The organism is Arsenicibacter rosenii, from assembly GCF_001870735.1.
GTDB lineage: Bacteria > Bacteroidota > Bacteroidia > Cytophagales > Spirosomataceae > Arsenicibacter > Arsenicibacter rosenii.
Window position 1 is genome coordinate 1 of the sequence record NZ_MORL01000104.1, and the last position, 2,186, is coordinate 2,186.

Sequence of the window (2,186 nt, forward strand, 5' to 3'; positions counted from 1 at the left end):
AGCTGATCCATCGCCTGCGGCACATCGGTGTATGCCGGAAGTTTCACCAGCAGATTGATGTCGTATTCAGGAAAACTTCGGACGGTGTCACTGAAGACAGTAAACATCATAGGGGTAATTGAGGTATGCAGGCTGCCAATGTGAAAATCATTGATAACGCCGTCGGTTTTCAAATCCTTGAATGGGGCTGGTTGCCGCAGTGGATTTCCTCTGACATCTGCCTCTTTTAACAATGCCTGATTGAAGATTGTCAAGGCTTTTACGTCTGTTTTGCTGTCCCAGTTTTCAGGCTTATATATCCACTTTGCCCCTAATAAACTGAAAAAGTTTTTGTCGACCTGTAGCCATTTTAAGCTTATTTCTTTTTTTGTTTTCTCCACATCCATGTACCATGTCGCGCTCTGATGGCTAAATAGCCGGGTGTTACAGGCTGCAACATGGTGCGGGCCGGCCCATTGCCGGATTGCATCGCGCAAAATGCCGAATTTGGGAGCCATGTCCTTACTGATGCTCAGGGAGAGGATCTGATCGCGGTTAATGCCTATGTGTTGGGTTCGCAAATAACGTGTTTGAGTATAAAAGACGAGACTACAAATCAGCAGTCCGATACAAGCCGTAAACTGAATGATGGTAAAGACCTGCCGGACACCGGTACCGCTTTGCCGCCCAATTCCTGTGCCTTTGAGGACCGGCGCAGGCTGGAACCCGGACAGCAGCAGGGCCGGATAACCACCCGCCAGCNGCCACAGTCCGAACATCAACCCCCAGTAAGGTGCTTGCGTCAGTACACGGTTATCCATTTTCAGGCCAAGGGTGCTGTTGGCCCACGGAAACAGCAGTTGTAGCAACAGCAACGAAAGGACAAAGGCAATGGCGGTAGTCAGGAAGGACTCAGTAAAGAACTGGGCGATAAGCTCAGACCGTTGTCCGCCGATGGCTTTCCGGACACCCACCTCGCGGGCGCGCTTGGTGGCCCGTGCGGTGGTGAGGCTGATATAGTTAATCACAGCCAGGGCCAGAATCACCAGCGAAATCGACAATAGAATGTACAGTGTCTGGCGGGTTTCTTTCGAAGCGATCCGGCTATTAAGATGCAGATCTGATAAGGCTTCCAGAATAATGTGCGCTTTTGAATTTGGTTGAAGGCTTTTCTGGATGGTACTCAGCTTTTGCTCAACACGGTGAAGGTCAGCATCCGGGCGGAGGACTACGTATGTCTCCAGAAAAATGGATTTTTCATACGTACTCTTTAAGTCCGGACTTAACATGGGCATCGACGTCAGAGAAATCAACCCGCTAAAATGAAAAACGGAATTAGTTGGCCAATCGTCAAGTACTGCAGAAACCGTTAGCGGATACTGGTTACCGTATAAAATAACCTGGCCTACAGGGTTTTGCCGGCCAAAATATTTTTCGGCCATTGGCCGTGTCAAGACGATCTGACCGGGTTCCGCCAAAGCTGTTTCCGGATTACCATACAGAAGTGGCAGACCGAGAATGGAGAGTATTGACCGATCGGCAAAACCTATTTCGCTTTTTTCAGATAGTGAGCTCTTTGAGGAGTTCAGTACAGTTATGTATCCTTGACAATAGCGAAACATACCGTCTGCTTCAGGAATTTCCTTTTTCAGTTTTGGACCAAAATTTTGCATGAATCCGGTTGTAGCGTTTTCCTGACCTCCCATCTCTGAGACGGTTAGTATGCGATACGTACGGTTAGCAAAGGGCTCGAAATTATCGTAATGGAACTCATGCCAGACATATATGGCAATGAAGGTACTTACGGACAGGCCCACCATCAGTCCGATAATATTCAATGTACTGAAGAGGCGGGTTTTCCACAGTTGCCGGAATGCAATAATGAAATAATTACGGATCATAGGAAGTCGGAAAATTAAGTGTAGCCTTAACTGATTTCTTTGATATTGTGTAGATTAAGGTTGTATCCAGAGATCAACAATCAAAGAATTATGTAAAATTAACTTATATGTTAATTTGTTTTATTGAAGCAATTCCTTTGCCATACTACAAAAAAGCCCGCTTCTGGCTGAGAAGCGGGCTTTTCTTAATGAAAACAGCTACACAATGTCCGTTAGCGGACAAGACTCGTCCGCAATGGGACATGCTGAGAGTAACCGCAAGATGTTGCGGCTCTACTCGGATCGCAGGGACGATACCGGGTTTCT

The 2,186-nt window shown here is 47.0% G+C and carries 1 protein-coding gene; it reads right to left on the bottom strand.

Annotated features, from left to right (window positions below):
* The coding region (locus tag BLX24_RS30035; protein WP_071506874.1) for an ABC transporter permease at positions 1 to 1,880 on the bottom strand (1,880 nt) is incomplete at its 3' end.
* Positions 1,881 to 2,186: the final 306 nt, after the last annotated feature.